19 protein-coding genes and 2 pseudogenes are annotated in these 17,139 nt (G+C 35.0%); 8 read left to right on the forward strand and 13 right to left on the reverse strand.

The features are described from left to right. Positions 1-209: pseudogene (locus LLA01S_RS09680) on the reverse strand (pyridoxamine 5'-phosphate oxidase family protein); the annotation flags it as partial. Positions 210-577: 368 nt separating this feature from the next. Here LLA01S_RS09680 and LLA01S_RS09685 point away from each other — a divergent pair. Further along, entirely contained in the window at positions 578-1,360 is a 783-nt protein-coding gene (locus tag LLA01S_RS09685) for a CPBP family intramembrane glutamic endopeptidase (RefSeq protein ID WP_011677121.1), read from the forward strand. Positions 1,361-1,395: 35 nt separating this feature from the next. Here LLA01S_RS09685 and gla read toward each other — a convergent pair whose 3' ends face one another. Next, positions 1,396-2,265: an aquaglyceroporin Gla gene (gene gla, locus LLA01S_RS09690; protein ID WP_011677122.1), complete on the reverse strand. Its 870-nt coding sequence runs from the start codon at positions 2,263-2,265 to the stop codon at positions 1,396-1,398. A 171-nt stretch (positions 2,266-2,436) separates the two neighbouring features. On the opposite strand from gla, the gene LLA01S_RS09695 reads away from it, so the two are divergent. From LLA01S_RS09695 to LLA01S_RS09705, 4 genes are all read left to right on the forward strand, one after another. After that, on the forward strand, positions 2,437-4,728 hold the full coding sequence (locus LLA01S_RS09695; protein ID WP_021165010.1) for a Xaa-Pro dipeptidyl-peptidase: 2,292 nt from the start codon (positions 2,437-2,439) through the stop codon (positions 4,726-4,728). Position 4,729: 1 nt separating this feature from the next. After that, entirely contained in the window at positions 4,730-5,041 is a 312-nt protein-coding gene (locus LLA01S_RS13345; RefSeq protein WP_232035100.1) for a gamma-glutamyl-gamma-aminobutyrate hydrolase family protein, read from the forward strand. A 14-nt stretch (positions 5,042-5,055) separates the two neighbouring features. Then, entirely contained in the window at positions 5,056-5,388 is a 333-nt protein-coding gene (locus tag LLA01S_RS13350) for a gamma-glutamyl-gamma-aminobutyrate hydrolase family protein (protein WP_232035120.1), read from the forward strand. Positions 5,389-5,591: 203 nt separating this feature from the next. Further along, complete coding sequence (locus LLA01S_RS09705) at positions 5,592-6,434, forward strand: amino acid ABC transporter substrate-binding protein (protein WP_011677124.1); 843 nt, start codon at positions 5,592-5,594, stop codon at positions 6,432-6,434. 88 nt (positions 6,435-6,522) lie between these two features. Here LLA01S_RS09705 and LLA01S_RS09710 read toward each other — a convergent pair whose 3' ends face one another. The 4 genes from LLA01S_RS09710 to LLA01S_RS09725 form a co-directional block, all read right to left on the reverse strand. Next, positions 6,523-7,845, reverse strand: a complete 1,323-nt coding sequence (locus tag LLA01S_RS09710; RefSeq protein ID WP_061778234.1) for an FAD-dependent oxidoreductase — start codon at positions 7,843-7,845, stop codon at positions 6,523-6,525. A gap of 111 nt (positions 7,846-7,956) precedes the next feature. Continuing rightward, entirely contained in the window at positions 7,957-9,408 is a 1,452-nt protein-coding gene (gene gltX / locus LLA01S_RS09715) for a glutamate--tRNA ligase (protein ID WP_014573303.1), read from the reverse strand. A gap of 141 nt (positions 9,409-9,549) precedes the next feature. Then, positions 9,550-10,044 carry a cysteine hydrolase family protein gene (locus LLA01S_RS09720; RefSeq protein ID WP_061778235.1) on the reverse strand — a complete coding sequence of 165 codons (495 nt, stop codon included), beginning with the start codon at positions 10,042-10,044 and terminating at the stop codon, positions 9,550-9,552. 3 nt (positions 10,045-10,047) lie between these two features. Next, positions 10,048-10,590 carry a cysteine hydrolase family protein gene (locus LLA01S_RS09725; protein ID WP_015082905.1) on the reverse strand — a complete coding sequence of 181 codons (543 nt, stop codon included), beginning with the start codon at positions 10,588-10,590 and terminating at the stop codon, positions 10,048-10,050. A 108-nt stretch (positions 10,591-10,698) separates the two neighbouring features. Between LLA01S_RS09725 and LLA01S_RS09730 the strand changes: the two genes are divergently transcribed. Next, positions 10,699-11,583, forward strand: coding sequence for a LysR family transcriptional regulator (locus LLA01S_RS09730; RefSeq protein WP_061778236.1), 885 nt, complete (start codon positions 10,699-10,701; stop codon positions 11,581-11,583). 32 nt (positions 11,584-11,615) lie between these two features. On the opposite strand, the gene LLA01S_RS09735 is transcribed toward LLA01S_RS09730, so the two are convergent. Then, a complete protein-coding gene (locus LLA01S_RS09735) occupies positions 11,616-12,302 on the reverse strand; it encodes a phosphatase PAP2 family protein (protein WP_232035099.1) in 687 nt (228 codons plus the stop codon). 3 nt (positions 12,303-12,305) lie between these two features. Then, the gene (locus LLA01S_RS13355) at positions 12,306-12,539 is read right to left on the reverse strand and encodes a hypothetical protein (protein WP_014573308.1); all 234 of its coding nucleotides are present in this window, start codon (positions 12,537-12,539) and stop codon (positions 12,306-12,308) included. 196 nt (positions 12,540-12,735) lie between these two features. Here LLA01S_RS13355 and LLA01S_RS09740 point away from each other — a divergent pair, with 196 nt between their 5' ends. Continuing rightward, positions 12,736-13,230, forward strand: a complete 495-nt coding sequence (locus tag LLA01S_RS09740; protein ID WP_014573309.1) for a GNAT family N-acetyltransferase — start codon at positions 12,736-12,738, stop codon at positions 13,228-13,230. A 90-nt stretch (positions 13,231-13,320) separates the two neighbouring features. Here the strand turns inward: LLA01S_RS09740 and LLA01S_RS09745 are convergent, their stop codons facing one another. The 5 genes and pseudogenes from LLA01S_RS09745 to LLA01S_RS09765 all read right to left on the reverse strand — a co-directional run bounded on the left by LLA01S_RS09745 (position 13,321) and on the right by LLA01S_RS09765 (position 16,223). Then, positions 13,321-13,644 carry a DUF1048 domain-containing protein gene (locus LLA01S_RS09745; protein WP_011677132.1) on the reverse strand — a complete coding sequence of 108 codons (324 nt, stop codon included), beginning with the start codon at positions 13,642-13,644 and terminating at the stop codon, positions 13,321-13,323. Beyond that, the gene (locus LLA01S_RS09750) at positions 13,641-13,979 is read right to left on the reverse strand and encodes a DUF1048 domain-containing protein (RefSeq protein WP_011677133.1); all 339 of its coding nucleotides are present in this window, start codon (positions 13,977-13,979) and stop codon (positions 13,641-13,643) included. The genes LLA01S_RS09745 and LLA01S_RS09750 overlap by 4 nt, the downstream gene beginning before the upstream one ends. Beyond that, positions 13,972-14,328: a PadR family transcriptional regulator gene (locus LLA01S_RS09755; protein ID WP_011677134.1), complete on the reverse strand. Its 357-nt coding sequence runs from the start codon at positions 14,326-14,328 to the stop codon at positions 13,972-13,974. The genes LLA01S_RS09750 and LLA01S_RS09755 overlap by 8 nt, the downstream gene beginning before the upstream one ends. Positions 14,329-14,449: 121 nt before the next feature. Continuing rightward, the gene (locus LLA01S_RS09760; protein ID WP_011677135.1) at positions 14,450-15,079 is read right to left on the reverse strand and encodes a hypothetical protein; all 630 of its coding nucleotides are present in this window, start codon (positions 15,077-15,079) and stop codon (positions 14,450-14,452) included. Positions 15,080-15,136: 57 nt separating this feature from the next. After that, positions 15,137-16,223: pseudogene (locus tag LLA01S_RS09765) on the reverse strand (PIN/TRAM domain-containing protein). Positions 16,224-16,489: 266 nt separating this feature from the next. Between LLA01S_RS09765 and LLA01S_RS09770 the strand changes: the two are divergent. Next, on the forward strand, positions 16,490-17,139 hold a 650-nt coding region (locus LLA01S_RS09770; protein WP_061778237.1), incomplete at its 3' end, for a YoaK family protein.

Consider the following 17,139-nt stretch of genomic DNA (forward strand, 5'->3'; position numbering starts at 1 on the left):
GATTTTCTCTAATCATCGAAACTTTTTTCCCTTGACTTGCTCCATGGATATACAAGCTAAGAGCTTCGTCGTTCCATGAATAACCAAAATTTACTGGTAACAACATAAGGATATTTTTCGCCATTTATAGCTATCCGAACAACTTCTACTTCATCAACAAATTTTTTGATTAAATCAATATCCGTCACTTGTCTTTTAGCTCTTCTCATTTGTTTATTTTCCTCTATTTTCATTAGTAAAATCTTAAAAATCATCTCTATAGGCTGATTTATTAGGATAAAATTGCACTTAAAGTATATCAAAAAAATAAGAAATATAGAATTTATAACCTATTTTATTCAGTATCTATACTTTATTTTATCCAAAATAACCTCCTAAATTTAATTATTTACAAAATAAAAATCACAGAAATTTACCGTGATATCATTATAATTAAAAATCCTTCTTAACCAAATATCTAAAAAAAACTTCATCAGTTTTATATCGAAATCTATAAGTTCCACTTACTACTTTTTTATGAAAAAGGTATCTTCTTACGCTATTGCGGTCTATTGAAAGTCTGTGCTATAATATTGATATGAATATAGAAAAGCTTCAGTTTTTAGCTAAATATCGTTGGATTATCGTCCTAATTTTAGCCTTAATTTTTTCAGGTCTATCTGTCAGTATTTTTCATTTACCATTTTTAATGACAGCCCTTGTTTTGTCAGTTATTGGACTCATTTTTGCCTATCACAAGTCTGTTTGGCTGGTCCTTTTTATCCTATCTAATCTCCCGATGTTAGTTAGCACAATTTTTGCTTCTCAGCATCATTTTTCAACTTTAGATACGATTATCTTTTTCATCATTTTCATTTTTACAATAATCAGCTCTTATTTGATTGCTCGCAAAGCTGAGCTCATTCCTAAGTTAAGTTGGAAATATTTCCCACCGTTAAGAATTATACTTGGTTTTGTTTTGCTATTTTTAGTTTCTATTTTGACAGGAATTTTCGCCCAAATCTTCAATCAAAGCCCAACAACAACTAACCAAGAATCACTAAATGAATTACAGAAAGTGATTCCAATAGCTGTCTTTGCTACTCAAACCCTTGCTGCCAGTTTTTTGGAAGAACTTGTTTATCGAGTAGGAATTTTTGAACTTATCTTTAAAAATCAAAAGTATTTTGCTTTTTTAACTACCATGCTCCTGTTTGCATTCATGCATGGACCAACGGACGTTTACAGCTGGTTAACTTATGGACTGATGAGTCTTGTCCTTACTGGGCTCTATGCTAAGTATCGTAATTTTTATCTCAATATGAGTGTCCATTTTCTTTGGAATCTTTTTGGACTAGTCATTGCACTTATGGTCAAATAAAAAAATTACTGACAACTCTGTCAGTAATTTTTTTATTAAAGATAAATCATTTTAAATAATGCAACGGCTGCAAGTGATGCAAGAATTGGTGCCAAAACTGGAACCCATGCATACCACCATTTAGATGAACCTTTAGCTTCACCCAAAACTGATTTTGGTAAGAGACTGTGAACCAAACGTGGACCAAAGTCACGCGCCGGATTCAAACCAGGACCTGTAGGTCCACCAAGTGCAACTACGAGTCCCATAACAAGGAATCCTAGGAACAAGTGAGCAATCATTTTAGAAGCTGAAGCTCCTGATGCTTGAACCCAAATTTGATTCATAACGTCTGATGAAGAAACATCTGCTCCTTGACCTTTCAAGTAGTTTGTCATCCAAGTAATTGATTGACTACCAAAGAAGATATTTGTCGCAGCAACCGCACCGAAGAACAATACAAATGAACCTAAGAACTCATTCAAGAAACCATTAATGGTTGCTCCCAAACGAGTTTTTTCACTGTTATCATCAACGTTGTCGATAGTTGAGAAAGTTCCAAGAATAGCATTTGGATTTTGTGTTTTAAGATAGTATGGACGATAAACCATAACGATTAATAATTGTCCAAACATCGCACCTAATACTTGCGCAATAATGTATTGAGCAACGTGTGCCCAAGGAAAAAGTCCTGAGGCTGCAAGTCCAAGTGTGAAAGCTGGGTTGATTTGTGAAGTAATATTACCAAAAGCAACTGCTGGCAACATTACGCCAAGTCCGTAACCCCAACCAATAATCATCCAAGATTGTGCGTGAGCTTTTGTACCTTTAAGTTCAACGTTAGCAACCGCACCATTACCCATAATAATGAGTAGGGCAGTTCCAACAAATTCAGTGATATATTTCACTGTCCATGTAACATCCATTTTTTATGGAACCCTCCAAAATTTGATTTTAATATAATAACCTCAGCTATTATACCAGAAAAGCACGTTTGCTTCAAATATTCATTGAAAATAGCGCGTCTTTAGTCTGATTAATCACTGAAAATATGCTATAATTAAAAGAATTATCATGTTTATTACGGAGGATTTAAAATGCGCTTTAACCATTTTTCAATTGTTGACAAAAATTTTGATGAACAATTAGCAGAACTTGATCAGCTTGGTTTTCGTTGGTCTGTTTTTTGGGATGAAAAGAAAATCTTAAAAGATTTTCTCATTCAAAGTCCTAGTGATATGACGGATCTACAAGCAACTGCTGAATTAGATGTCATTGAATTTTTAAAATCCTCTATAGAATTAGATTGGGAAATTTTCTGGAATATTGCTTTGCAACTTCTTGATTTTGTACCAAACTTTGATTTTGAGATTGGCAAAGCTTTTGAGTATGCAAAAAATAGCAACCTCCCTCAAATCGAAGCAGAAATGACCACAGAAAATATCATTTCTGCTTTCTACTACCTCCTTTGTACGCGTCGAAAAAATGGAATGATTTTAGTTGAACATTGGGTATCAGAGGGACTTCTTCCTTTAGATAATCATTATCATTTTTTCAATGACAAATCGTTGGCAACCTTTGATTCTTCACTTCTTGAACGTGAAGTCCTTTGGGTTGAAAGTCCAGTCGATAGTGAACAACGGGGTGAAAATGATTTGATAAAAATTCAAATCATTCGTCCAAAAAGTACCGAAAAACTTCCAGTGGTAATGACGGCGAGTCCTTATCATTTAGGGATTAATGATAAAGCAAATGATTTAGCCTTACACGATATGAATGTAGAACTTGAAGAAAAAACCAGTCACGAAATTCATGTTGAACAAAAGCTCCCGCAAAAATTATCAGCGAAAGCAAAGGAACTTCCGATTGTTGACAAAGCTCCTTATCGTTTTACTCATGGTTGGACTTATTCTTTAAATGACTATTTCTTAACTCGAGGATTTGCCTCTATCTATGTGGCCGGTGTTGGGACGCGTTCTTCTGACGGCTTTCAAACCTCAGGTGATTACCAACAAATTTATAGTATGACAGCTGTCATTGACTGGTTGAATGGTCGAGCTCGTGCTTACACTTCTCGTAAAAAGACACATGAAATTAAAGCCTCTTGGGCAAATGGTAAAGTGGCTATGACTGGAAAATCTTATCTGGGAACCATGGCTTATGGAGCCGCTACTACTGGAGTTGAAGGTCTAGAGGTTATCTTAGCAGAAGCTGGAATTTCTTCTTGGTATAATTATTACCGTGAAAATGGCCTTGTCCGCTCTCCTGGCGGTTTTCCTGGTGAAGATTTAGATGTTCTTGCTGCGCTCACTTATTCACGTAATCTTGATGGTGCTGATTTCTTAAAAGGTAATGCTGAATACGAAAAACGATTGGCAGAAATGACTGCTGCTTTAGACCGCAAATCTGGTGATTACAATCAATTTTGGCATGACCGAAATTATCTGATAAATACTGACAAAGTTAAGGCTGATGTCTTAATTGTTCATGGACTACAAGATTGGAATGTTACACCAGAGCAAGCCTATAATTTCTGGAAAGCTCTGCCAGAAGGTCATGCTAAACATGCCTTTTTACACCGTGGGGCTCATATTTATATGAATTCTTGGCAGTCCATTGATTTTTCTGAAACGATTAATGCTTACTTTGTCGCAAAATTACTGGATAGAGATTTAAATTTAAATCTCCCACCTGTTATTTTACAGGAAAATTCTAAAGACCAAGTATGGACGATGATGAATGATTTTGGTGCCAATACCCAAATCAAACTCCCTCTTGGTAAAACGGCCGTTTCTTTTGCTCAATTCGACAATCATTATGACGATGAGACTTTCAAAAAGTATTCTAAAGATTTCAATGTCTTTAAAAAAGACTTATTTGAAAACAAAGCCAATGAAGCTGTCATTGATTTAGAACTTCCGTCAATGCTGACAATTAATGGCCCAGTTGAGCTTGAACTCAGACTAAAATTAAATGACACGAAAGGCTTCTTGTCTGCTCAAATTCTTGATTTTGGTCAGAAAAAACGTTTGGAAGATAAAGCCAGAGTGAAAGATTTTAAAGTGCTTGACCGTGGGCGAAATTTCATGTTAGACGACTTAGTTGAACTCCCACTTGTTGAGAGCCCTTATCAGTTAATCACTAAAGGCTTTACTAATCTCCAAAATCAAAATTTACTGACAGTCAGTGATTTAAAGGCTGACGAATGGTTTACAATAAAATTTGAACTACAGCCAACCATTTATCATTTAGAAAAAGCTGACAAGCTTCGGGTCATTCTCTATAGTACTGACTTTGAACATACGGTTCGTGATAATCGTAAAGTAACTTACGAGATTGATTTATCTCAATCTAAACTCATTATTCCTATTGAAAGTGTGAAAAATTAATATGGCAATTATTGGAATTCTTGGAACTCCTTACAACACAGTTGAACGTTCTCCTTTTTGGTGGAACAAAGTAAGCTATACACGTCAATCTTTTATTGATGTTTTCCAGGAATTAGGTCACACTGTGATTGTTCCTCCTGTTGACAAAACCGAAAATATAAAAAATTATCTGCCATTGGTCGATAAAATTGTACTGACTGGTGGTGCTGATGTCAGTCCTTATCTCTATGGTGAGGAACCTCATGCTCAATTAGGAACGACTGACCCAATTCGTGACCGGTTTTTGAGCTTGCCGCAATTAAAGCTGCTCTAGAAGCGAATAAACCTATTCTTGGTGTATGTCGTGGCCTACAATTGCTCAATGTTTATTTTGGAGGAACTCTTTATCAAGACTTGAGACTAACTTCAAGTCAGATAAAGCATCTCCAAAGTCCAACTCCCCAAGAAGTTCCAACACATCACATTAGCGTCGAAAAAGAAAGTTCTTTAGGTTTTTTACCTGAAAATTACATGGTCAATTCTTTCCATCATCAAGTCATTAAGGATTTGGGTCAGGGCTTGCAGGCCATTGCTCATGGAAACGATGGCTTAGTTGAAGCGATTGAAAATAAAGAAAAACATGTGCTGGCTGTTCAATGGCATCCAGAATGTACTTGGTAAACTGAGAATTTTGATAAGAAAATCTTTGAAATCTTCGCTAACGGAGACATCTAAAAGATATAAAACCATCATAAATCTTTTTTATGGTGGTTTTTTTAAGTTTATGTTAATATTATCTCTATATTAAAAGTCTGCTGACCAACAACCAAATTTCTAATTTAATAATAAAGGTCAGCTGACAAAATTTCTGAGGAGAAATTGATATGAAAAAAATAAAATTATTGACTCTTGCAACACTTGGAATTGCCTCAATTGGCTTACTTGCTGCTTGCTCGTCAAAAGATAATTCATCTTCTAAATCAACAGATAAAGTGACAACAGTAACCGTTGCAACTTCTGCCGCTTCTGTGCCTTATGAATACAGCGAAAATGGTAAAATGACTGGTTTTGAATATGATATTTTAAAAGCAGCTGACAAGGACATGAAAGATTATAAATTCGAGTTCAAAGTCTACGAAGATAGTGCGATTTTGGCTGCTTTAGATGGTGGTCGCGCACAAATTGCGGCAAATAATTTTGGTAAAACTAAAGCTCGTTCTGAAAAATATCTCTTTAGTTATCCTGTTCGTCAAGGAATTGATGCTATTTTCTCAACTTCTAAAGAAAACATCACTAAAATTTCCCAACTTGCTGGCAAAACAACAGAAATTCCTGCTGGAACAAACTATGGTGATATGTTTGAAAGTTGGAATAAAAACCATCCCGACAAAAAAATTGATGTTAAATATAGCCAACGTCCTTTAGCTGACCGTCTATCTGCGATTGCTAGTGGACAAATTGATTTCTTATTTGCCTCTAAAGCACCAGCAGAAAATTTAATCAGACAACATGCAATTACAGGTTTGGTTGATACTGTTCCCACAGACTTGAACAAACAATCTGAGTTTAAAACTTATGATTACTTTATCCTTGATAACAGTCAAACCAAATTACAAAAAGATTTGAATGCAGAGCTCAAAAAACTCTATGAAAACGGAACGCTAAAAGAACTCTCAGAAAAATATTTCCATGACAGCCATATTCCAGCTGCTGACCAATTCAAATAAAAAAAACTCGTCATTGACGAGTTTTTTATTTTACTGACAGATATTTCTTGTGTGACATTCACTCATAAAACAAAACTGTCAGTAACTTTTATTTCACTTCATTTTGAAATAAATCATTCAAACCTTCGCCCATAGTAGGGTGAGTAAAAATTTGGTCACGTAAAACTTGATAAGGAGTATGCATTTTCATCGCCAAACTTACAAGATTGATGACTTCATGAGAATCTTCATGATATAAAGTTGCGCCAAGAATTTCATCCGTGTTAGGGTCAACTAATGCTTTAAGTAATCCTCGAGTATCTTGAACAACTTTGGCTTTAACAATTGGTACCGCAGCCATCTTAAATAAACGATAATTAACTCCAGCTTCTTTTGCTTGTTTTTCATCTAAGCCAATCCGAGATAAGGTTGGGCTGATAAAAACTGAATAAGGCACAAGTTTCCTGTCACTTAACTTACGTGAATGGTCGCCAAATAATTGATTATTGACAATCCGAAAATCATCTGTCGAAAGATAGTAGAATTGTCCTCCACCCCGAACATCACCCAGTGCCCAGATATTTTGAGCAGTCGTTTTTAAATCATCATCGACTTTAATACAACCATTTTCTGAAAGTTCAACATCGGCTTTCTCCAAATCAAGGTCTTTAATATTCGGCCGACGTCCAGTAGCTATTAATATTTTATCAGCTGGATAAACCTTCCCTCCTGCGAAAACCTCACTGTCAGTAATTCTTTCAATTTCTACTCCAAGTTGAATTTCAACTCCAGCAGCAACTAAATCTTTGTAAATCTCATTTGAGATATCTTCATCTTCTTTAGGTAAAAAAGTAGCATGTGGCTCTAAAATAGTCACTTCAGATCCAAATTTGTTAAACATTCCAGCAAATTCTAATCCGATATAACCGGCTCCGATGATGACTAATTTCTTAGGAAGTTCAGAAAGTTCCATCGCTCCCTCAGAAGTGACAACATTTTTAGCTTCATGAATTCCTTCAATTTCTGGGATAATCGGTGTCGCTCCAGTATTTATGAAGATTCTCTCTCCAATGACCTGAGTGACATTCTCACCATTGACCACCTCAACAGTTTTAGAATTAATAAAACGAGCTAGGCCATCCATAACATAAACAAGGGCTTCATCTGCTGCTCCATGATAAGCAGCATTATGTAGAATCTCACGAACCTTATATTTTGTTGTCATTGCTTCTGAAAAATTCATGTTTTTTTGACCAGCAACAATCAAAGTTTTAGACGGAGCACAACCAACATTCGGACAAGTCCCACCATACATTGCTTGGTCACGCTCAATAATTAAAGCTTCTTCTCCATTTTTCGATAATGATTTCGCCAAAGCACGTCCGGCTTTCCCAAATCCAATGATTATATTTTTAAAATGTCTTGTTTCCATCTTCTTCTCTCTGCCTCCCTTTTCTTTATGCTTCTATTCTATAACTTTTGAAGGTCTGTGTGGTTCATCATGACTTAATAAAAAAACGCCACAAGGCGTCTTTTTATTATTTTATTTATTTAAAGCGGCATCCAAGTGAGCCAATACCTTTTCTTTTCCAAGAAGAGCAATCGTTTCTGGTAATTCTGGACCGTGCATTGAGCCTGAAGCTGCAATACGGATTGGCATCCAGAGCATTTTACCTTTCACGCCTGTTTCTTTTTGAGTGGCTTTAAAGAGTGGGAAAATATTCTCAACCGTAAAGTCACTTTCAGGAAGTTCAGCCAATTTTGCACGGAAAGTGCTCAATGCAAGTGGTGTTGTTTCAGCAGCTAACATTTCGCGTGCTTCATCAGTCAATTCTGGGAAATCTCCGTAGAAAAGGTCTGTTAATTCAACAATCTCATCTGCTGATTTCATTTGTGGTTGATAAAGTTTAACCAATTCTTGCGCACGTTCATCAAAGCGATTAGCGGCAAGAAGGAATGGTTTTGTCAATTCAAAAACTTTCGCAAAATCGGCATTTTTGATGTATTCATTGTCCATCCAGTCCAATTTCTTTTGGTCAAAGGCTGCTGGTGATTTAGACAAACGATTTTCGTCAAAAAGTTCAATCAATTCTTCACGAGAGAAAATTTCTTTTTCTCCACCAGGATTCCAACCCAAAAGTGCAATAAAGTTGAAAATGGCATCAGACATGTAGCCTTTTTTACGGTAGTCTTCGATAAATTGGAGTGTGTTTGTGTCACGTTTTGACAATTTTTTCCCTGTTTCAGAATTAATAATCAAAGTCATGTGACCAAATTGTGGCGCTTCCCAACCTAAAGCATCATAAACAACCAATTGTTTTGGCGTATTGGCAATATGGTCGTCTCCGCGAATGACATGTGAAATTTGCATATCGTGGTCATCAACAACAACAGCAAAGTTGTAAGTTGGGTAACCATCACGTTTTTGGATAACCCAATCGCCACCGATATTGCCACCTTCAAATTCAATTTCACCTTTAACGATGTCATTCCATTTATAAATGGCTTTTTCGTCAACAGAGATACGAACGACAGGTTCAATATTTTGTGCTTTACGTTCAGCAATATAAGCTGCTTTTTCGTCATCGCTCATGCCAGCATATTCATTGATATAATGTGGGGGAATTCCTGCTGCTTCTTGTTTAGCATGGTCAGCTTCTAGTTCTTCAGGAGTTTTGTAAGAATAATAAGCTTTACCCTCAGCTAACAATTGGTCAATATATTTTTGATACAAAGGCAAGCGTTCTGATTGACGATAATTTTCGTGTGTTTCAGGGCTTTCATCCCAATCCATTCCCAACCAACGAAGGTTTTCAAGTTGTGAACGTTCACCATCTTCAACATGGCGTTCACGGTCTGTATCTTCAATACGGATGATGAAATCTCCCCCGTGATGACGGGCAAAAAGATAGTTAAAAAGGGCTGTACGGGCGTTCCCGATATGCAAAAGTCCTGTTGGTGATGGTGCGTAACGGACGCGGATTTTTTTGTTCATTTTAATCCAATTCTCCTCATTGATTTCTTCACTTCTTTTTTATCAGAAATGAATCTTTATTGGTTTTAAATAGTAATTACTACTCTAACAATCACATCTATTTTACCACAAATTAAAGAAGCTTGCGTCAGTGAAATTTATCTAATCTTTAATTTGAAGAAAACGTCCCTGCCAAAGATGATTTTCGTAATAATCAATCATTTCTCTTGCTGTCAGCCAATGATTATCAAAAGTTGAACTTGCCCTTTTTTGCATAAAATTTCGATAGCCCAAACCATGGGCAAAAACGACCGTTGTATTCACGCAAAATTCAGTTTGTGCCCCGCAAAATTCAATCGCTTTTACTGACAGCTTTTCCAAAAGCATTTGCAGTTTAGTTTGATAGAATCCATTAGCATGTGTTTTTTCCACATAGCTGTCAGTAGATTCCGTCAGTAATTCTGGAAGAAGTTGCCAACCCTCGCTTTCTTTTATCAGTTCATCATCATGATGTTGGATAAAGATAATTGGCTTTTTCTCCTTTCGATAAATAAGAATGCGTTGATTAATTTGCTCAATGAATTCATTTCGCCGATAAATGCCGTCACATACCCCATTTTGCGTATCAATCACAATTAAGACATCACTTGTTTTCATTGTTTATCCTTTCAAGAATTGGTCAGCTGTCAGTACTTGCGCAAAATTTTGTAAGGCTGAAAGAAAACTAATCTGAACATTTTCTGCCAAAACTTTTTTATTTTCAAAAATCAAATCTTTTGTTGCTGTTGCATCCGAAATCAATACTGGCTGAAAACCGAGTTCTTTTGCCGCTCGAGTTGTTGAATCAACACACATTTGTGTCATCATTCCGCAGATGACCAGCTGCTCAATCTCTATTTTTTTTAGTGTTTCAAGTAACTCTGTCTCTAAAAAGCTATTAGGAAAATGTTTTTCAATGATAATTGACTGCTCCTGCAGCTTGAGATTTGGGTGTAATTCACAGCCAATTGTCCCTGCTTCAAAAAAATCTGCATTCAGCTGATGCTTGATGTGTTGAATATAAATGATTGGCTTTTGTTCAGACAAAAAGCTGTTTTCCAGTTGATTGACCTTTAGCAAAGCCTTGTCAGCTTCATGCAACTCATTTTTGCCTTCTGGAAAATAATCATTTTGAATATCGATTATAAGTAATGCTTGTTTCATTTTCGTCCTCTTTTTTAAGTTACTGAACAGTTTGTTAATAATTATTTCTCTGACAGAGTCGCTCACTCTATGTTAAAATTAGTATAACTCAAATTTAAGAAAAAGGAAATGGCTGTTTTTGCAAGATGGCCTTGTGATTTTTACATGACCTTTCAACATCTTTCAATCGAAAATATGCAGCTTTTTGTGACTGTTGCAGACAATAGCTCTATTTCACGTGCGGCCGAACAACTTTTTATTGACGCGTCTTCTGTTAGTCGCAAGATATCTCTCATTGAAGAAGAACTTTCCAATCAATTATTTATTCGCTCAAATCAAGGGGTTGCCCTAACAGATACTGGAATTCTCTTCTACAATTTTTGCCAGGAAACACTGAAAAATCTGTCAGAACTTTTTGAACATCTGTCAGTAAACCCTAGTCTCTCTCAACTAAAAATAGGAACTTATGATTCCGTCAGTGTAGGTCTTTATAAAGATTTTTTTAGTGAAAATTTTTCAAAACTCGGAGCAGTTAAAATTTCTAACCAGATTGATAATTTAATCCAATCATTCAATAATAATCAATTAAATACTTTGATAATTGACGACGAATTTTCAAAATTTCTGACAGGAAATTTCTACGAAAAATCCTTAGCCAAAGAAGCATTTTATCTCGTCAGTCATCAAAAGTTTGCTAATAGTTTTGACAGTAAAAATTGGAAACAGCTTGAATTATTTTTAAATCCCAAAAGCTGTCCCATTCACCAAAAATTATTAGCCTTATGCCCTAAAGAGAACTTGCCCAAAATTCATGAAATAGAATATACTGCTTCTGCTCTTTCATTTTTGGTTTCTTCAAACCAAGCGACCATCTTACAAAGCAGTCTAAAAAAATATTCATCAGAAAATTTTTATTTTCAAAAACTTCCAGAAAATTTCAATCGTAACCTTGTTATATTATCAAGAACCTTGTCTGACCAAGAATTATTTTTAAGAAAAAATAACACTCAATAGAATGTTATCCTTGTAGTAATCTTTTTATTTCTCTAGTTGAGAGAATCCTCTTCAATAAATGAGTAACCAATGGCTTTTGTCGCCACAAAGGTAACTAAAGCAGCAATTATTAAGGACATCGTTGTATCTGACAAGAAATGTGCCCCAATTCGGACACGAGCAGCCATCATTAAAAGAGTGAAAATCAAGCCACTGTAAGCCAAAATCTTTTGGCCTTTAAGATTTTTTCTGTCAGCAAAAAATGGTAAAAAGAGTGCTGCTGCCGCTGCAATCGTATGTCCTGACGGGAATGACTGATGTCCTGTTGCACCATTTAAATGCCAGAAATTAGTGAATGTTCCTTTAGTAGAAGACACAATTTCTTTGATCTCATAAGGACGAAAACGCCCCCAGTTAACTTTCATGGTATTGACAATCGAGTTACTGACATAAACGACCGCAATTCCAGCAATAGCCACAATAATCAATTGACTCAACTCCTCATAAGTTTTTTTGCTTAGCCATTTATAAATTAAAAATGTCCCAATGACCAAGATAATAAATGTAAAAAGTGCTTCAAGACCGAAAGAATAAGTCGCTGTGGCGCCGATACTATTATTTGCCGCACCGAGCGCTTGATGAGTTTTGATATTATTGAGTGTCGTCACACCATAAAACATCCAGCCATCAACCCAACCCCAAGCTGACCAATAGGAAAAACCCAGAGCCGATAATGACAAAATCTATTTGCTAATTTGATTTTTTTGACGCAAACCGTAAATAAAGATAATTTCCGCTGAAATAAAAGGGATAAGTGATGACGGAAACATTCCAAAAATCTGAAAAATATTACCAAAAATTGAATTTTGATTCAGGACCGCTTTTGAAATTTGCAAATCCCCAAAAGATGCAATAATTAATAAAAGAGCTGAAATTCCAATTAAAATGCTTAGGAATTTTTTCCCGCTTGTGTTCATAAAACCTCCAATAAGTTGATTACTACCCTTTTATTTTATCCCATTCTCAAACCCCCAATGTAAATCTTTGGTAAATTTTCCGTAAACCCTTTGTTAATCACTTCTTTTTATTTATAAGGCCAAACTATATAATCTTTTAATGACAAATGGTAGTTTTGGATTTTCCTTCTGGATAGTCTATGTTAGAATTAAATATATGAATGAAATTACTTATAATCAAATTATGCCAAATGATATAGATGATGTCATCCGTATTGAAAGACTCACTTTCTCAGAAAATGAAGCTCTGTCAGTTGAGTCAATGCTTGAAAGAATTAACTTAATTCCTGACACCTTTATCGCTGCAAGAAATAGTGAAGGAACTATCGTCGGTTACGTTTCTGGCCCAGTTACAGAAGGCCGCTATTTAGACGATGAATCTTTTGAACGGACTGACGCCAACCCTGAACAAGGTGGTTTTCAAAAAATCATCAGTTTGACCGTCGACCCCGATTATCAAGGCTTAGGAATTGCAACAAATTTACTTCTTTTACTTGAAAAAGAAGCGAGAGCTAAAAAACGTTTAGGAATTAGCTTAACTTGTCATGATTACTTAGTTCCCTACTATGAAAAACATGGTTTTACTGATGAAGGGCTTTCAGAGTCAACATTCGGTGGCGAAACCTGGTACAACATGGTCATGGAATTTTAAAATAAAAAAGTTACTGATAGGATTTTGTCAGTAACTTTTTTTATAAGCACCTTTCAAACTTACTGACAGTTTTGTTAGTAAGTTTTTTTATTACTTTTGAGCAAAATAATCATTCAATTCTTGCCGATATGTTTCTCGCCAATCTTGTTTATTTTCACTTAATAATTCGTCAGCAAAAGCCGAACTATCTTCACCTAAAACTTCTGCTAGGGTCCGTCCGTCAATGACAGCCAACTCAAACAATTCGATAATATCGGTAAAAATATGCCAATCTGTTTCCCCCATATTAAACATATACTTTTGAATAGCCTTATAAGCTAGATAAAAATCCTTAGGTAAATTTTTTGCCCGATTTTCCATAGCTTGCCATTCTCGTTTTTCCTTTAAGACGTCACTAATTTTCTCTAAAATCATTTTTTCACCGCCCTATTAAGTTTCACTTTTTGCTTCTTTTCCCAACCCTTATCATCAATCATCTCATCAATAAAGGCCGCAACATCTGTCCCAATTAAATCTGTCAGCTTTCTTTTTTGTCCCTTCGCCTCTTCAAGCAAATCCAAAAGTTGATTAAAAATAAATTTAAAATCGCTCCATTTGCTTGCTCCAGAAATCCAAACATATCTCTTTAATTCACAATAATCTTTATAGTAATCTGGGCCAAGATTTTTAGCTCGCTCTTCAAATTCCCGAAATTCTCGTTTTTCCTCAAGGCCAATCATTCTATCAACAATATTTCTTTGTCTAGTCATCATTTTCTCCTTGCTCTGTCGTAAATTTTGTTTTATCTCTTAAAATCTCTAATTTTTCTGAGATAAACATCCATTTTTCCCAAAAATTTTGGCGTTCGGTTTGACCAGCCTCATTCAACCGATACCATTTACGGGGTGGTCCTATTGTTGAGGGTTTTTTAGTGACCTCAAGCCATTCTCTTTTTTCTAAACGCATGGTAATTGTATAAACAGTTCCTTCTACAACATCCTCAAAGCCAAGCTTCCGTAATTTTTGAGTAATTTCATAACCATAAGTTTCTCCTTGACCAATGATTTCTAAAACACACCCTTCAAGAACTCCTTTCAGCAATTCTGTTATTTCTTTCATTTTATCTCCAGCTATATTGTATTACTTATTACAGCTATATAGTACTACTATATAGCAAAATTGTCAAGCGCTTCAATATTTTGGCAATGAAAAAAACTGCATAAAAGCAGCTTTTCTATTCTTATTTTTCAAACTCAATTACTTTCATCTGCCCCTTAAAATTTTCATAGAGCACCGATTCAATGGTCAAACGAATAATGGACATATTCTCAGCGTTCTCATGAAGAGACAGAATTAGAGGTTCTTCCTTAATAAGCTTCTGGGCTGCCTCTCCCTCAAAAACTTCAGACTTCACTCGATTCGAAGATAAACGTCCTCCATTTTCTAAGGAGTCAAACCAAGTTGTAAAACTTACTAATGGATTCTTTTTTAAGTCATAAATCTTTGATGCTTTTTTATCTGAAACCATATATAAAACATTCTCATTTTTTTGGGCTTGAATAAAACTCATAATTGTAGTTGAACTTTTTAAGCTCTCGTCAGTAACACTCAATGCAAGATAACCTGGAAAACCTTTCAGAAGATAAGCCAGTTCATTTGTCGATGCATTTGTACCAACAACTTTAGCTTTTCGATTACTTTTAAAAATAGTCAACAGAACAAGAGGTAAGGTTAGAAAGATATAAGCAACCAAAAGCCCCAAAGCAAACCTTAACCAAAAATTACCAAAATTCCTTTCTAATATCAAAGCAAAAATCACAAGAGAAACAAAAAAAATCACGAATAACTGAACAAACCTTTTTAAATACATCATTAACTCCTAAACACACAATTAAGATAAAAGCCGATAAATTATCGGCTTTCCTTTTTATTTTTTAACCAAATCAGCAAAAATCATTCGACCAGCACTTGTTTGTAAAACCTTAGCAACTTCTACAGTCACTGTTTTATCAATCAATTTTGCAGTATCTTCAATAACAATCATCGTACCGTCTGGCAGATAGGCTACTTCCTTGTTGACGTTCAGAACCTGCACGAATAATTTGAACATTAATACGTTCTCCCACAACAAGTTGTGTTTTCACAGCATTTGCAAGGTCATTAATATTAAGAACTTGAACCCCTTGAATCTCAGCAACTTTGTTAAGATTAAAATCATTCGTCACTAATTTTGAACCAGTGGAACTTGCATATTTAAGTAATTTAGTATCAACTTCACGAACATCTGTAAAGTCAACTTGAGAAATTTCAACTTGATCAAATTTAGTCAATTCATTTACCAAATCTAATCCCCGACGTCCTTTAGCTCTCTTCAAAGGATCTGAACTATCTGAAATTAACTGTAATTCTAAAATCACAAAATTAGGAACAATAATCTTATCTGAAATAAATCCCGTTTTTATCACATCCAAAATTCGACCATCAATAATTGAACTTGTATCCAACAAAATACTGTGGTCAACTTTTGCTTCATTAACCGTTTCATCAGCAACTTCTACAGCTTCTGTTGCCATGACCTCCCGACGTTTACGAAAGAGCACTTTAGCAATTTCATCTCCACGACGGTCAAATAAAACATAACCTAAGTAAATCATGACCAATACAAGTATAAATGAAATAATATTACTCAAAATAGGAACATTTAAAAATCTTAATGGAATACTTCCAATAACTCCAACTAGAAGCCCAAGAACAATCCCAATAATATTAAAGACCATTTTTGACATATTCATTTTTGAAATTCTAGAATCTATTTTTTTCAACCCATTAAGCATTGAACCGGCAAATATAAATGAAAGAATAATAAAAATAATTGCACCAATCACACCGTCAACAGCTTCGTTTTGTAAAATTCCTTTGTCCCAACCAAATACCTTTAAAATGGACGGTACAACAGCAACACCTAGCGATGCTCCGATGACAGTCATAACGAGATGAATAATCCAACGACGCATATCTTTTCCTCCTTTTAGAAAATGGATAGGCTTACAATAAAGCCCTGTGTCAATTATACCACACGCTCCTTTAATATTGCTTATCCAAACACAAGAAATCTAGTTGATTTCTCATGCTATATTTATTATTTTATAACTTAATTACTTTAATAGCGACAATTTAATTTTTATTTTTGATAATAAATTTTATCATTTTAAATAAATAACATTGAAAAAGCATTGTGCTATAATGACTTTATCTTCTATAGATTATGAAGGAAATAATTATGATTAAATCCACTACTAACTCTAAAGAAAGTCTGCTCGTTGCTTTATTGCTCGCAATGAACACTGGCTTTGTTGATGCCTTTACTTTTTTCCATTTTGATGGCCGTTTTGCTAGCTTGCAAACAGGAAATCTAATACAAACCGGAATTAATTTAGCACATGGAAACTTTGAAAAAGCTTCTCAATTTATCATTCCCATCCTTTTCTTTGCCCTAGGAGCCCTTTTTAAAACATTATTTACCAAATATAAGAACAAGAATAACCACAGTGAAATTGGTCCACTCCTATTCATTCAAATGACTGGAATCCTTATCTTTTCCCTTTCATTTGCTACTTTTTTACACTTGTCGGCCTCAATTTTTGTTGGAATCCTTTCTTTTTTCATGGTAATACAAGGGGATACTTTTACAAAAGTGAGAGGACTTCCCTATGCCAATATCATGTCAACCGTGAATATTAAAGCTTTCGGAACCAATCTAGGCGAATATCTTGTTTCTAAAGAATCAAAATATTTAAGAAACTCGTTCATGTTTTTATCCCTTGCTCTATCTTTTGTTATCGGTGCCTTTGTTTCTTCTTTGGTCGGCTTCTGGTTGGGTAATTTTACCTTAGTGGGTTCTAGTGTTCTAATATTATTTGCCTATATACT

Source organism: Lactococcus cremoris subsp. cremoris NBRC 100676 (genome assembly GCF_001591705.1).
Taxonomy (GTDB): Bacteria; Bacillota; Bacilli; order Lactobacillales; family Streptococcaceae; genus Lactococcus; species Lactococcus cremoris.

What these genes read in the sequence shown, in the direction of transcription:
- LLA01S_RS09685 (WP_011677121.1), top strand. Translation starts at nt 578, where the DNA reads ATGAATATAGAAAAGCTTCAGTTTTTAGCTAAATATCGTTGGATTATC.
- gla (WP_011677122.1), bottom strand. Translation starts at nt 2,265, where the DNA reads ATGGATGTTACATGGACAGTGAAATATATCACTGAATTTGTTGGAACT.
- LLA01S_RS09695 (WP_021165010.1), top strand. Translation starts at nt 2,437, where the DNA reads ATGCGCTTTAACCATTTTTCAATTGTTGACAAAAATTTTGATGAACAA.
- LLA01S_RS13345 (WP_232035100.1), top strand. Translation starts at nt 4,730, where the DNA reads ATGGCAATTATTGGAATTCTTGGAACTCCTTACAACACAGTTGAACGT.
- LLA01S_RS09705 (WP_011677124.1), top strand. Translation starts at nt 5,592, where the DNA reads ATGAAAAAAATAAAATTATTGACTCTTGCAACACTTGGAATTGCCTCA.
- LLA01S_RS09710 (WP_061778234.1), bottom strand. Translation starts at nt 7,845, where the DNA reads ATGGAAACAAGACATTTTAAAAATATAATCATTGGATTTGGGAAAGCC.
- gltX (WP_014573303.1), bottom strand. Translation starts at nt 9,408, where the DNA reads ATGAACAAAAAAATCCGCGTCCGTTACGCACCATCACCAACAGGACTT.
- LLA01S_RS09720 (WP_061778235.1), bottom strand. Translation starts at nt 10,044, where the DNA reads ATGAAAACAAGTGATGTCTTAATTGTGATTGATACGCAAAATGGGGTA.
- LLA01S_RS09725 (WP_015082905.1), bottom strand. Translation starts at nt 10,590, where the DNA reads ATGAAACAAGCATTACTTATAATCGATATTCAAAATGATTATTTTCCA.
- LLA01S_RS09730 (WP_061778236.1), top strand. Translation starts at nt 10,699, where the DNA reads ATGGCTGTTTTTGCAAGATGGCCTTGTGATTTTTACATGACCTTTCAA.
- LLA01S_RS13355 (WP_014573308.1), bottom strand. Translation starts at nt 12,539, where the DNA reads ATGAACACAAGCGGGAAAAAATTCCTAAGCATTTTAATTGGAATTTCA.
- LLA01S_RS09740 (WP_014573309.1), top strand. Translation starts at nt 12,736, where the DNA reads ATGAATGAAATTACTTATAATCAAATTATGCCAAATGATATAGATGAT.
- LLA01S_RS09745 (WP_011677132.1), bottom strand. Translation starts at nt 13,644, where the DNA reads ATGATTTTAGAGAAAATTAGTGACGTCTTAAAGGAAAAACGAGAATGG.
- LLA01S_RS09750 (WP_011677133.1), bottom strand. Translation starts at nt 13,979, where the DNA reads ATGACTAGACAAAGAAATATTGTTGATAGAATGATTGGCCTTGAGGAA.
- LLA01S_RS09755 (WP_011677134.1), bottom strand. Translation starts at nt 14,328, where the DNA reads ATGAAAGAAATAACAGAATTGCTGAAAGGAGTTCTTGAAGGGTGTGTT.
- LLA01S_RS09760 (WP_011677135.1), bottom strand. Translation starts at nt 15,079, where the DNA reads ATGTATTTAAAAAGGTTTGTTCAGTTATTCGTGATTTTTTTTGTTTCT.